10 protein-coding genes are annotated in these 12,871 nt (G+C 60.9%); 1 reads left to right on the top strand and 9 read right to left on the bottom strand.

Annotation, left to right across the window (positions count from 1 at the left end; translation table 11 throughout):
• The 5 genes from NKJ08_RS22855 to NKJ08_RS22875 all read right to left on the bottom strand — a co-directional run.
• Nucleotides 1-1,755 (bottom strand): beta-galactosidase (locus NKJ08_RS22855; RefSeq protein ID WP_352783424.1); only part of this gene is annotated, 1,755 nt, incomplete at its 3' end.
• An 18-nt stretch (nucleotides 1,756-1,773) separates the two neighbouring features.
• Nucleotides 1,774-2,913 carry an ABC transporter ATP-binding protein gene (locus tag NKJ08_RS22860; protein WP_352783426.1) on the bottom strand — a complete coding sequence of 380 codons (1,140 nt, stop codon included), beginning with the start codon at nucleotides 2,911-2,913 and terminating at the stop codon, nucleotides 1,774-1,776.
• A gap of 57 nt (nucleotides 2,914-2,970) precedes the next feature.
• Nucleotides 2,971-3,822: a carbohydrate ABC transporter permease gene (locus tag NKJ08_RS22865; RefSeq protein WP_352524899.1), complete on the bottom strand. Its 852-nt coding sequence runs from the start codon at nucleotides 3,820-3,822 to the stop codon at nucleotides 2,971-2,973.
• On the bottom strand, nucleotides 3,822-4,706 hold the full coding sequence (locus NKJ08_RS22870) for a carbohydrate ABC transporter permease (RefSeq protein ID WP_023677182.1): 885 nt from the start codon (nucleotides 4,704-4,706) through the stop codon (nucleotides 3,822-3,824). The genes NKJ08_RS22865 and NKJ08_RS22870 overlap by 1 nt, the downstream gene beginning before the upstream one ends.
• Before the next feature lie 71 nt (nucleotides 4,707-4,777).
• Nucleotides 4,778-6,049, bottom strand: coding sequence for an ABC transporter substrate-binding protein (locus NKJ08_RS22875; protein WP_352524897.1), 1,272 nt, complete (start codon nucleotides 6,047-6,049; stop codon nucleotides 4,778-4,780).
• A 263-nt stretch (nucleotides 6,050-6,312) separates the two neighbouring features.
• Between NKJ08_RS22875 and NKJ08_RS22880 the strand changes: the two genes are divergently transcribed.
• Nucleotides 6,313-7,515 carry an ROK family transcriptional regulator gene (locus NKJ08_RS22880; RefSeq protein ID WP_352524896.1) on the top strand — a complete coding sequence of 401 codons (1,203 nt, stop codon included), beginning with the start codon at nucleotides 6,313-6,315 and terminating at the stop codon, nucleotides 7,513-7,515.
• Nucleotides 7,516-7,576: 61 nt separating this feature from the next.
• On the opposite strand, the gene NKJ08_RS22885 is transcribed toward NKJ08_RS22880, so the two are convergent.
• Genes NKJ08_RS22885 through NKJ08_RS22900 form a run of 4 tightly spaced genes read right to left on the bottom strand, consistent with a single transcriptional unit; the run spans nucleotide 7,577 to nucleotide 12,788 of the window.
• Nucleotides 7,577-8,947, bottom strand: coding sequence for an alpha-glucosidase/alpha-galactosidase (locus NKJ08_RS22885; protein ID WP_352524895.1), 1,371 nt, complete (start codon nucleotides 8,945-8,947; stop codon nucleotides 7,577-7,579).
• A gap of 21 nt (nucleotides 8,948-8,968) precedes the next feature.
• Nucleotides 8,969-10,636, bottom strand: coding sequence for an ABC transporter ATP-binding protein (locus tag NKJ08_RS22890; RefSeq protein WP_352524971.1), 1,668 nt, complete (start codon nucleotides 10,634-10,636; stop codon nucleotides 8,969-8,971).
• A gap of 9 nt (nucleotides 10,637-10,645) precedes the next feature.
• On the bottom strand, nucleotides 10,646-11,779 hold the full coding sequence (locus NKJ08_RS22895) for an ABC transporter permease (protein ID WP_352783430.1): 1,134 nt from the start codon (nucleotides 11,777-11,779) through the stop codon (nucleotides 10,646-10,648).
• A gap of 1 nt (nucleotide 11,780) precedes the next feature.
• Complete coding sequence (locus NKJ08_RS22900) at nucleotides 11,781-12,788, bottom strand: ABC transporter permease (RefSeq protein WP_352524893.1); 1,008 nt, start codon at nucleotides 12,786-12,788, stop codon at nucleotides 11,781-11,783.
• Nucleotides 12,789-12,871 lie beyond the last annotated feature (83 nt).

A 12,871-nucleotide genomic window follows, 5' to 3' on the forward strand; every position in this document is an offset into this window, starting at 1 on the left:
GTTCTCATACAAATAACCGTCATCGCACACGGGATTGCCGACGGAATAACGACGGATACTGCTGCTTGATACGGCCGCTCTGTCGGGTGGAATGACGAGCCCCCCGGAGCGGGACATGGTGTTGAACAGGCCGTTGGCCCCAGGTGCCGCCAAACGTCCGAAATCCTCGACGCGAACGCCGGTCAGCTTCGACAACGACCGACCTGGCGCCGTTTCGCGGATGACGTGGTTGTTTTCGTCGCGGGTTCCGGTGCGCGCGCCGATGATGACGGTGCCACCATTTTCGGCAAAGACTTGCAGCCGCTCGGTCCAGCGGTCCTTCCAGATCACCCAGTGCGGCACGTAGAACACCCTGAGCTTCGACAGATCGTCTTCCGGGTGGATGAAGCCGCAGGCGATGCCGCGGTCATAGCAATACTGATGCAGTAAGGTTGCGTCGTCCTGCGGACTCGGCAGGCCGATGGGGAAGGTCTTGTGGGCTTCCTGATTATCGAAGTCCGAGCCGGCGATGCCGACATCCATCCGCACATAGGTGCCCAGGATCTTGTCTTTCAGCGCCGTCATCTCGGTGGCGAACTGCCTGGCTTCGTCATAGCGCTGGCGAGCGACATCATCGTGGTCGATGATGCCCATCCAGTATATCTCGGCGCCGAAATGCGCGGGACGCCAGCGGAAGAACATGATGCCATCGGCGCCACGCGCAACCGACGACATCGCCATGCGTCGCATTTCGCCCGGCTCCGGCGTCAGCGTGCAGAAGCCCGGCTGGGCGCCAAAACCCGACTGTTGTTCCGGCACTATGTAGTTGCCGGAAAATCCCCGGCAGATGTCGAGATGCAGCGCCTGGATCTTGGCGTGATTGCCGAGGCGAAAGAACTCGTCATAGAGGAACGGATAGATGTCGTAGCCGACGAAGTCGAGATCGGTGGAGAATTGGCCGCGAAAGTCGATGTCGCGCAATCCGCCAAGATTGTGGAAGATGAACCAACCGGCATTCGCGGCTCTCAGGATCTCGACCTGGTCGTGCTGGAACCGTGCCGTCGAGAAGGCGAGAAAACGGTGGTAGTCCTGGAGGTGACCGGGACCCGGAAAGGACGGTGAGAATTCCAGCGGGAAGACAATTTCGCTGAAATCGCCGTAAGCCGTTGCCCAGAAGTCGCCACCCCAGACGAAGTTCAGCCTTTCTATCGTCTTGTAAGTTTCTCGCAGATAAGCCTGGAATTCCTTCAATGCCGACGGCGAATAGGATTCCGGCATGCTGGTGTTGAGTTCGTTGTCGGTCTGCCAGCCAATGACATTTGCATTGTCGCGGTAGTGGTCCGCCATCGCCTTGGTGATCTTGCGGCTATAGTCGCGAAACACCGGGCTGCTGGTGTCGGCATACTGGCGCGAGCCGTGGCTCATCGACCGGCCATTTCCATCAAGTCGCAGGATTTCCGGGTGCTTTGCGGTCAGCCAGCGCGGCGGGGTGGCGGTCGGCGTGCACAAGATCGTCTTGACGCCGTGACGCGCGAGGCCCTCGATTGCCCGGTCGAACAGGTCGAAATCGAAGGTGCCTTCACGCGGTTCGAAAATGTGCCAGGCGAATTCGCCGAGGCGGGCGACGTTGAAGCCGGCCTCGGCCATGCGCCTGGCGTCATTGTCCCAGTAACTCTCGTCCACATGCTCGGGGTAATGCGGCACGCCGACCAGAAAACGGTCGGTCTGGATCGTGCGCCAGACCGATAGGGGGCGGCCGTTTGAAGTCTTGTTCACGAAGGATGCTCCTGCAGATCAGTCGGCGATGGTGGGTTTGCGGGCGCTGATGGCCCGCTCATCGACAGAGGAAAAGAGATAGACGTCACGCGGCTCGACCTTGAAGCCGACGCTCGCATCGGCAGAGACGGCGCTCGCATGGCCGATCTGGACGGTGACGTTGCCGCTGCCGCTTTCGGAACTGACGCATTGCAGCGGGCCGGCGTCGGCATAGAGGATGGTCTCGCGGCCGAGATGCTCGACCAGCCGCACCCGTCCTGCAAAGCTCGCTGTCTCTTTCGTGACCAAACTGATGCTCTCCGGCCGGATCCCCATCGTCACCCTGTCGCCGACCTGTACGGATGCCGCTTCCGTCAGTTCGACAGTCAAGGGAGAGAGACCGGCGGTCGACAGCGTGGCGCCGCCGCTGGAGACAGCGGCGACGGTCACTTCGAAAAAATTCATCTGGGGTGCGCCGAGGAAGCCCGCGACGAAAAGATTGGCCGGATTGCGGTAGAGTTCGAGCGGAGCGCCCACCTGCTCGACCGAGCCGCGATTGAGCACGACGATACGGCTCGCCATTGTCATCGCCTCGGTCTGATCGTGCGTGACATAGACCATGGTGGCGCCGAGCCTGGCGTGAAGATCGGAAAGCTCGACGCGCATCTGCGTGCGCAGCGCGGCGTCGAGATTGGAAAGTGGTTCGTCGAACAGGAACACGTCGGGCGAGCGGGTGATGGCGCGGCCGATGGCGACACGCTGACGCTGGCCGCCGGAAAGCTGTTTCGGCCGCTTGTCGAGTTGGTCGGTGATGCGAAGGATCTTGGCGGCTCGCAGCACGGCGGCGTCGATCTCGGCCTTGGGGCGATGCGCCATGCGCAGCCCGAAACCCATGTTCTCGGCGACCGTCATATGCGGATAAAGCGCATAGGACTGGAAGACCATGGCAATGCCGCGCTCACCCGGCTCGGTGCAGGTGACATCGCGGCCGTTGATGAGAATTTCACCGGACGAGACGGTTTCAAGCCCGGCAATGATCTTCAACAGCGTTGACTTGCCACAGCCGGAGGGCCCGACGGTGACGATGAACTCGCCCTGTTCGACACTGAGATCGATGCGGCGCAGCGCGTGATAGGTTCCATAGTTCTTTTGTATCTGCCGGAGTTCAAGACTGGTCATGGAGCCCTGCTTGCGAAATCGGTTTCAGATCGGGCGATGCCCTAAAGCCATGGCTGTTCATCCCTTGACCGCTCCCATGGTGAGGCCGGTGATGAAGTGCTTCTGCATGAGGAAGAACATGACGACCGGTGGCAAAGCCACGACGATGGTTCCAGCCGAGATCAGGTTCCAGGCCGAGACCCATTCGCCGCGCAGATTGGCGAGGCCGGCGGTGACCGGCTTGACGGTATCGCTGATGGTGAGCACCACCGCCCAGAAATAATCGTTCCAGATGAAGGTGAAGAGCAGGATGGCCAGCGCCGCGAGAGCCGGCCGCACCAGCGGGACCACGACATGTACTAATGTCTGAAACGGTGTCGCACCTTCCGCCCTGGCGGCCTGAAACAGTTCTCCCGGCAGGGCAGCAATGAAGTTGCGCATGAACAGTGTCGCAAACCCGGTCTGGAAGGCGATGTGGAAGATGATCAGGGCCGCCATCGTGTCATAGAGATTGAGCCGCACCATGAGATCGCGAACCGGGATCATCATGATCTGGTGCGGCAGGAAGTTTCCGCCGACGAACAGGGCGAAGACGAGCATGTTGCCGCGAAATCGGTAGCGGGCGAGCACGAAGCCGGCGAGCGTGCTCAAGATGAGAACGCCGATCACCGAGGGGATGGTGATGGTCAGGCTGTTAAGGAAGTAGCGGGCCATCGGCGTCTGGGTGAAGACCGCTGTATAGTTGTCGACCAGGCCGAATTGCGTCGGCCAGCCCCACAGATTGCCGCCCATGACATCCTGCGTAGAGCGGAACGAGGTGAGAATGATGGCAAAAAGCGGTGCCAACCAGACAATCAGGATGCCGATCACCAGCACGACATAGAGGCGACGCTGCCAAATAGCAGTTTCGGGAATCGGGCGAGGAAACATCAGCCGCCCCTTTCATCGGCACGGATCATCCGCGTCAGGTACCAGGCGATGAAGACTGCCATGATCACGAACAGCACCGAGGCAATGGCCGCGCCATAGCCGAAGCGGTAGGAAAAGATCGATTGCTCGAACATCTGGTAGGCAAGCACCTCGGACGAACCGAAGGGGCCGCCGCTGGTCATCACCGAGACCATGTCGAAGGAACGCAGTGCGCCGACGACGGTGACGGCGATGGCGATAAAGGTGACCTGCGTCAGCTGCGGCAACACGATGTGGCGCAGCATGTTCCAGCCCCTGGCGCCGTCGACCCGCCCGGCGCCGATCAGGTCTTCGCTGAGATTGTTGAGGCCGGCGAGATAGAGCACCATGCAGAAGGCGATCTGCGGCCATAACGCTGCGATCACGACGGCGAAGGTGACGAAATTTTCATCCGACAGCACTGCCGGGGCGGTCGCGCCGAAGGTACGGAAGATCAGGGCGAGAAGCCCGAATTCCGGCGTATAGACCCAGGTGAAGACAACGCCGACGGCAACCGAAGCCAGCACCAACGGAATGAAGAACAGCGATTTGAGGAGGCGCATGCCGCGGATTTTCTGGTTGACGAGCAGCGCGATGGCGAGGCCGAGCGGCGGCGCCAGCATGAACATCACCAACCAGATCAGATTGTTCTTCAGCGAAACATAGAACTGTGGATCGGCGAACAATTCGCGGTAGTTGCCAAGGCCGATCCAGACCATCGGGCTGAAGCCGTCCCATTCGTGCAGACTGATCCATAGGCTCTCGACCGCAGAGGCCAGAATGACGACGGAAAACAGCACAGCGGCTGGCAGGATCAGAAGTGTCGGTGTCAGCCACCAGCGATGGCGGCGCCAAAGCTTCGTCATTTTGGGAGACCTCATTCACCGGAAGCATCGGGGAGCGGGGGCACGAACCCCGCTCCCCTCCGCTGGGAGCGCTAGATCTTGAAGATCCGGCGACGAGTTCCCTCGAGACGCTGAAGAATGGCATCCCGGCGCTCCGGCTTGGCCATGAATTCCTGGAAACCGACCAGACCCGCCTGGGCCATGTCGGGATCGGTATCGCGGTCGTAATATTGCGACGTGCCGGCCACCGTCTTCAGGCTTTCCACAGCCGCGTTGACCAGCGGGTCCTTGCTGGCTGGAAGGTCGTTGCGCGGCGGAACGTTGCCGCCAGGTTCCAGATAGAGGCCGAAATTTTCCGGCTGGTAGAAGAAGGCGAGGAACTCGCGGGCACCCGCCTTGTTCTTGGCGTTGGCCGGGATGTGGACCGAATTGACCGAGAATTCTTCGTAGCGGTCGAGGGCGCCGTCAATCTTCGGGAAAGGGGCGAATGTCAGCTGCTCGAGATCCTGCTCAGGGAAAGTAGCCTTCACGAAGGCGCCGAGGTTCATCATGCCGGCCTTCTTCTGGGCGAGGAAGGCGCCGGCCTCCTGCCAGCCGAACGACGTTTGATCCGGCGTGAAGAAACCCTGCTTGATCAGCTCTTCCCAGTGGTCGAAAACAGGCTTCAGCGCCGGGTCGGTATAGGCCATCTTGCCGTTCATCAAGGCAAAGTGCTTGTCGAGACCATTGATACGCAGGTTCATCTGGTCGAACCATCCGGCCGCCGGCCAGAGTTCCTTGGTGCCGATGCTGACGGGGATTAGGCCTGCGGCCTTGGACTTCTGGCCGTAAGCCAGGAATTCGTCCCAGGTCGCCGGTACCGTAAGTCCGTGCTCGGCAAAGACGTCCTTGCGATAGAACATGCCCCACATCGTGCCGCCGGTCGGCAGTCCATACTGCTTGCCGTCGACCGTGACGGCACCGGTGGTAGCACCCAGCACGTCCTTGTACTTTTCCTTCTCGAACAGATCCGAAATGTCGTCGAACAGGCCGCGGTTGACGAAGGCACGCATGCGGTTTCCGGAGAACCAGAAGCAGACATCCGGCGCGCCGGCCACAAGGTAGTTGCGGATCGCGGTCTTGTGGGCCTCGTGATCCATGTTGTTGATCACAACCTTAGTGCCGGACTGCTTCTCGAAATCGGCCGCGATGCGCCGCAGAATCTGCAGCGCATCGGCATTGTTTTCGTCTGAAATGATGGTGACTTCGCTCGACTGGCTGAGTGCCGGCATCGGGAAGTCCGCAAGCGCTGCGGCAGAAATGCCGCCGGCTCCCTTCAGGAAATTGCGCCGCGTCGACGGCTTTTCAATCCACTTGAACGTCATTGTCACTCCTCCCTTTTGTCAATTCTCGGCCGGCACTCCGGCAGGCGCGGTCGTTCTCCTCAACGGCGCTTTGCGAACCCGACAACTCATCTCCCGGGCAAGACAACATGCTTGCCCGCTCCTTCAGAGCGCGATGACGTTGCCGGGGTATGAACCGGATTAATTTCGCTGACCCCGGTTCGGGTGTTGAACAGTTGGGCAAAGTTATGCATATGTTTGATCGAGAGGCAATAATTAATTTACAAAATTAAGAAAGCAAATTTGTGAAGCTCAAGGGTGACCCGAGCACGACCCGGGCGATGAACCGCAGACTGATCCTCAATCTCTTGCGGCAGGAGGGTGCGCGCAGCCGGGCCGACATAGCGTCCGTTACCGGCCTCAGTCCGGCGGCCGTTACCTTCGTCGTGGCGGACCTCATCGAGGAAGGCCTGTTGATCGAGGGCAAGACAGTCGTGGGCTCGGCCGGGCGCCGCCCTATCCCGGTGGATATCAACTATGCCAACGGCCTCGCCATAGGCTTCAAGCTGATGGTCGGGTCGGTCGAATGCGTGGTCACCGATCTTGCGACCAATCCGCTGGGCTCCATGCGCGTCAAGCTCTCGGACAGCGATCCAGACCATATCATAAAGACCTTGGCCAAGGCGGTGCCGGAGCTGATTTCGATTGTCGATCGGCCCGGCGCCAAGCTTGCCGGGATCGGCGTTTCAATGCCTGGCGTCATAGACAACCAGAAGGCCGTGTGTGTCCGCAGCAATCGCTACAACTGGGACAACGTCCCCCTTGGCCCGATGCTGGCCGAACGAGTGGACGTCCCCGTGTGGCTTGAGGACGACACCAACGCCTATGCCATTGCCCAGCAACTCTTCGGCCTCGGACGCCAGCACCGCAACATGGCGGTGCTGGCGATCGGCGTCGGGATAGGCTGCGCGCTCGTGTTCGAAGGCAAACTCTATCGCGGCGCGAACGGTGCCGCCGGCAAGTTCGGCCACACCTCCTATGAGGAAAACGGCCGCCTTTGCGAGTGCGGAAAACGCGGCTGCCTGATGGCCTATTACGCCGAGCCGGCGATCCTGCGCACCTGGCGCGAAGCCACCGGGCACGGCGAAGCGGATAGCAAAGCCACCCTTATGGCAGCCTTGGCAAGCCGCGAACCGCGAGCCGTCGCCATTCTCGAAGAAGCCGGACATGGGATCGGCCGGCATCTCGCTAATCTTGTCAACATCACCGACCCGGAGGTCATTGTCGTCGGCGGTGAAGCGGTGTCGTTTGGCGATGCGCTGTTTGGCCCGATGCGGGTGACGCTCGGAAAAAACACCTTTCGCCAAGCGCCGCCAATGCTGCTGGACTGGGAGGACAATTCCTGGGCAAGAGGAGCGGCTGCACTCGTGACGCAGAAGCTCTTTGATTTCGAAACATCGGCCGGCAACGCCGCGCCGCTTTCAAAGCAGGCTCTATGGTCAGCATAGAGCGATGAACTGGGCAGCCCTGCTCCTGCTCGACAATGAACAGCCAAGTGGAATTGGCGCCTCAGGCCGCCCGAACGCTGCGCGCTCCGCGCGCCCAGGCCGGCAGCCAATCGCTATGCGCAACCAGCAAATCATCGACCAGCGACCATATCTGGTCGAGGTCGAGTTCAGCCGCCGTATGCGGGTCCATCATCGCCGCGTGATAGATGTGCTCGCGGTTCTCGGTCATCAGCGCCTGAACCGTCAGTTCCTGCACGTTGATATTGGTGCGGATCAATGCGGTGAGTTGCACCGGCAGGTCGCCGATGAAGGTGGGCTGAATGCCGGAGGCGTCGACGAGGCATGGCACCTCGGCCGCACAATTATACGGCAATGACATAATGCAGCCATTGTTGCGGACGTTGCCGTAGATCACCGAAGGTTCCCCGGTCCAGACCGAGTTCATGATCGAGGAGGCATATTCCTTCGACTGCTCGACCTCGATCTTGTCAGCCGAGCGATAGGCTTCCGCTTGCCCTTTCCAGCGTTCGATCTGCTCGATGCAGCGCTTCGGGTATTCGTCCAGCGGGATACCGAATTTCTCGATCAGATCCTCGCGCCCTTCCTTGATGAAATAGGGCGTGTATTCCGCGAAATGCTCCGAACTCTCGGTGACGAAATAACCGAGGCGCTTCAGCATCTCGTAGCGGACCTTGTTCGGGCAGCGCGGGTTCCATCCCGGCTTCGGCGCCCGCCCTTCGCTGTAGGCGCGCAGCAGATCCGGATAGAGGTTGCGGTAGGAGCCATCCGGCTGGCGATGCTCGAAGCTGAGATAGAAGGCCATGTGGTTGATGCCGGCCGAGCGGTAGCGAATCTCCTCGTAGGGAAGGTCGAGATCATGCGCCAGCTCCATCGCCGTGCCTTGCACCGAATGGCAAAGCCCGACCTGCTTGATGTCTGGGTATTTTTCCGCGATCGCCCAGGTGTTGATCGCCATCGGGTTTACATATTGCAGCATGATCGCCTGCGGGCAGACCGCGAGCATGTCTTCGCAGATGTTCCAGAGATGCGGTACGGTTCTCAAACCCCGCATGATGCCGCCGACGCCGAGCGTATCGGCGATGGTCTGGCGCAGCCCGTATTTCTTCGGGATTTCGAAGTCGGTGACCGTGCAGGGCTCGTAGCCGCCGATCTGGAAGGCGACGACGACAAAATCGGCGCCCGCCAGCGCCTTGCGCTGATCCGAATAGGTTTCGGCCTTTGCCTTTACGCCGAGCGTCGAGATCAGCTTGCCGACGACGATTGCGCTTTCTTCGAGCCTCTGCGGATTGATGTCCATCAGCGCGATCGTCGCGCCGGATAAAGCCGGACGCTGCAATATGTCGCCGACGATGTTCCTCATGAACACGGTCGAGCCAGCTCCGATGAAAGCGACCTTGGGATTTCTTGCCACGACAACCTCCGGAATATGCAATCAGGCTACCTCGAACGCGGCTTTGACCAGCCGTTCGGTGTAAGCGGTTTTGGGATTGGACAGGACTTCGCCGACGGGTCCCTCTTCCACGATCTTGCCGTGCTGCATGACGATGACGCGGTGGCACAGCGCCCGCACGACCTTGAGATCGTGCGAGATGAAGATGTAGCTCAGGCCCCGTTCCCGCTGCAGCTTGCGCAGCAATTCTATGATCTGCGCCTGGACTGAGAGATCCAGCGCCGATGTCGGTTCATCGAGCACGATGAATTCCGGTTCGAGCGCGACAGCGCGGGCAATCGCAATACGCTGGCGCTGGCCGCCGGAAAACTCGTGCGGGAAGCGCGACAGGATATCGCCGGGCATGCCGGCGCTGATCAGTGCCTCGCGCACCCGCTCGATCCGATCGTTCTTCGTGGCGCCGATGCGGTTGACGACCAGCCCTTCCTCGATGATCTGGCCGATCGTCATGCGCGGATTGAGCGACGAAAACGGATCCTGGAAGACGACCTGCATGCGCGACCGCAACGGCCGCATCTGCGCCCGCGAATGGCCATGGATCGGCTGCCCATCGAAATAGATCTCGCCGCTATCCGTGGTGTTGAGCCTGAGCAACGCTTCGCCGAACGTCGTCTTGCCCGATCCGGATTCGCCGACGAGGCCCAGTGTCTCGTGCCGCCGAAGGGTCAGGCTGAGGCTGTCGACGGCGACAAGCTCGCGCAGGTCCGGCTTCATGAACGTGCCATGCCGCAGCATGAAGGAGACGCGGACATCCTTGGCTTCAAGAATGACGTCGGCGCCTTCCGGCAACGGATTTGCCTGGCCGCGCGGTTCGGAGGCAAGCAGATGGCGTGTGTAGGCATGCTGCGGATCGGCGAACAGCCTCTCCGTCACATTGTGCTCGCACATTCTCCCATGCTGCATGACATAGACATAGTCCGAGAACTGCCGCACCACGGTCAGGTCGTGCGTGATCAGGATCACTGCCATCCGCAGTTTCTTCTGCAGGTTGCGGATGAGATTGAGGATCTGCGCCTGAACCGTCACGTCGAGTGCCGTCGTCGGCTCATCGGCGATCAGCACATCCGGATCGTTGGCCAGCGCCATAGCGATCATCACACGCTGGCGCTGACCGCCGGAAAGCTGGTGCGGATACTGCTTCAGCCGCGCCTGCGGCTCAGGAATTTGCACCTGCTGCAGCAGTTCGAGCGCTCTTGCTTCGGCCTGCCTGCGGCTCATCTTGCGATGCACCCGTATTGCCTCGACGATCTGGCTGCCGATCGTGTAGATCGGGTTGAGCGAACTCATCGGCTCCTGGAAGATCATCGAGATGCGGTCGCCGCGCAGTTTGCGCCGGGCACGCTCGGAAAATTTCAGGATGTTCGACCCATTGTATTCGACGGTCGATTTCGGCGACACGACCGCGCGCTTCGACAATAGGCCCATGACGGTGCGCGCCGTCACCGACTTGCCCGATCCGGATTCGCCGACGATGGCGATCGTCTCGCCGCGATAGAGCTGGAAGGAGATGTCCTTGACGGCCTCGACCATGCCGTCCTCGACCTTGAAATCGACGGCGATGTTGCGGGCATCGATGACCGGGTTTTCCGAACGCCCGTCATGGTCGAGCCGGACAGGCGGTGCGAAGGAATTAACGAGCGCGTGTTGCATCATGTCACGTCAATACGGATCGACCGCATCGCGCAGTCCATCGCCAAGCGCGTTGAACGCGAAGACGGTGATAAGCACGAAGCCGACGGGCGAGAGGATCCAGGGATAGGTGCCGATGACCGAATAGGTCGCAGTGTCTTGCAGCATCAGGCCCCAGGAGATTAGCGGCGGTTTCACGGCGAACCCGAGAAAACCGAGGAAGGATTCGAGCAGGACGACACTGGGAATCGCCAATGTGACGGCAACGATCACGTGGCTCATCACGTTCGGAAAAATATGCTGCATGATGATGCGGCCGTCCGTGGCGCCGACCGCCATTGCGGCACGGACGTAGTCGATCCGCGCCAGCGCCAGGGTCTTGCCGCGCACTTCGCGCGACATCTGCGCCCAGCCGAGTGCCGACATGACGACGATCACGAAAGCCAGGAAGACATTGGTTGGTGCCGTCACCGGAACGAGCGAGGTCAGCGCCAGGTAAAGCGGCAATTGCGGAAATGCGAGCACCAGTTCGACGAAGCGCTGGACCCAGACATCGAATGTCCCGCCGAAATAGCCCGACACCATGCCGACGGTCGTGCCGATCACGGTGACGATGAAGACCACGGTCAATGCAATCATCAACGAGATGCGCGAACCATAGATGGCTCGAGCCAGCACATCGCGGCCGAATTTGTCGGTGCCAAGGAAGTGCACGGGCTGGCCGTCGGTCGAGCCGAAGAAGTGCCGGTTCGCGGGAAGCAGGCCAAGCAGTCTGTACTCCGCTCCCTTGACGAAGAAGCCGAGCAGCCGCGGATGGTCGTAGTCCGGCCCGACGACGGGTTGGAAGGTGACCGGGTCGAGGTCTTCCGAATCCGCCAAGGCATAGACGCGTGGCTGGAAGACGAAATTGCCGTCCTGGTCATGGAAGCTCATCATCTGCGGCGGGGCAAAGCCGACATCGGTCACCTTGGGATCCATCGGCGCGAAAAAGTCGGCAAACACGGCCAGCAGCACCAGAAGCGCGACCAGGATGAGCCCGGCCATGCCGGTCCAGGACCGTTTCAGGCGGCGCCAGACGAGCGCGATGTAGCTCTCATTGCCGCGCGCCTTGATCTTGGCCGGTTCCTCGGCAAGCGGCGGCAGCGAGGGCTCGAAAGCAAGCATCTCAGGCCCCTGCATATTGACGCACACGCGGATCGAGCATGACGAGCAGCATGTCGGCGATGATGTTGCCGACGATCAGCGTCGCCGACAGCACCATCATGAAGGTCGCCGTGACATAGACGTCGCCGACCGCCATCGAGCCGACGATCGCCGGGCCAACGGTCGGCAGGGCAAAGATGATCGCCGTCTCGATCTCGCCGGTCAGCATGTAAGGCAGCACCACGCCCTGATACATGACCAGCGGATGCAGCGCATTGGGCACCGCATGGCGCATCACGACCGCACCACCGCTGAGACCTTTGGCGCGAGCGGTTTCGACATATTGCGCGTTCAGCGTGTCGAGCAAATTGCCGCGCATCACGCGCATGTTGTAGGCGAGCCCGCCGAAGGTGGCGATCGCGACAACCGGCCAGACGTGCGTGACGAGATCGAAGAACTTCGCCCAGGACCACGGCGCGCCGCCATATTGCGGCGAAAAGAAGCTGCCGATCTCGGACACGTTGAACTGGAAGACCAGCAGATAGACGATGATCAGCGCCATGAGGAAGCGCGGCACCGTCATTCCGAGGAACGATATCGCCGACAGCGTGCTATCGATCCAGCTGTACTGCCGGGTCGCCGCCCAGATGCCGAAGCCGATGCCCAGCACAGAAGCCAAGAGGTGGCAGACAAGCGCAAGCAGCAATGTGCGCGGCAGCCGCTCGCCCACCACGTCGGCGACGGGCTTGTTGTAATAGAGGCTGTAGCCGAAATCGCCGCGGGTGACGATGCCGGCGATCCAGTTCAGGTATTGCAGCGGAACCGGCTTATCGAGGCCATGCTCCACGCTATAAGCCTTCGCCTGGGCATCGGCCTCGGCAAAGGAGGCTCCGCCCTGGTTGATGAGCTGTGAGCGGATGTAGTCGGCATAGTCGCCCGGCGGTGCCTGGATGATAGCAAAGGTGACCAGGCTCAAAATGGCGAGAACCGGTATTGCGGATGCTATGCGCATAAGCAGAAATCGCAGCATCGGCCGTTTCTCTCCTCGCTCAGGTTTTCAATTATGCCTCACCCCCTGGCTTTGTCCCGGCCACGCCCGCAGCGCGGCCGGGA

It is taken from the genome of Mesorhizobium sp. M0244 (assembly GCF_040321795.1).
GTDB lineage: Bacteria > Pseudomonadota > Alphaproteobacteria > Rhizobiales > Rhizobiaceae > Mesorhizobium.